We start from the raw sequence: 423 nt of genomic DNA, 5'->3' as shown, positions 1-423 counted from the left end.
CGGCACGAATCACGATGCAGCGATCGGCAGCCTCCTTGATTTCTTTGAGCTTGTGCGTGATGAAGATGATCGATTTTCCTTCATCAGCCAACGCGCGGAAAATTTTCATCAGTTGATCGATTTCTTGCGGCGTCAATGCGGCAGTCGGCTCATCAAAGATGAAAATGTTGGCTTTGCGATACAAAGCTTTCATAATTTCGACGCGTTGCTGCATCCCGACCGTAATATCAGCAACTTTGGCTTTCAGATCGATGTCAAGCTGATATTTTTCAGCTAATCGTTCAATTTCCTGTGAAGCTTTTTTGTAGTCGATTCTGCCGCCCTTGAGCGGTTCTTCGCCCAAAATAATGTTTTCCAGCACGGTAAATGCAGGGATCAGCATGAAGTGTTGGTGAACCATGCCGATTCCGAGATTCTTAGCAT

1 protein-coding gene is annotated in these 423 nt (G+C 45.9%); it reads right to left on the bottom strand.

Translation table 11 applies throughout. From position 1 onward, the window contains the following. Window positions 1-423 (bottom strand): ATP-binding cassette domain-containing protein (locus KJQ99_RS09895; RefSeq protein WP_214150738.1); only part of this gene is annotated, 423 nt, incomplete at both ends.

This window comes from Campylobacter sp. 2018MI13 (genome assembly GCF_018501135.1).
Lineage (GTDB): Bacteria > Campylobacterota > Campylobacteria > Campylobacterales > Campylobacteraceae > Campylobacter_E.
Note: the sequence above shows the minus strand (reverse complement) of the source record. Positions and strands in the feature narration are given on the sequence as shown.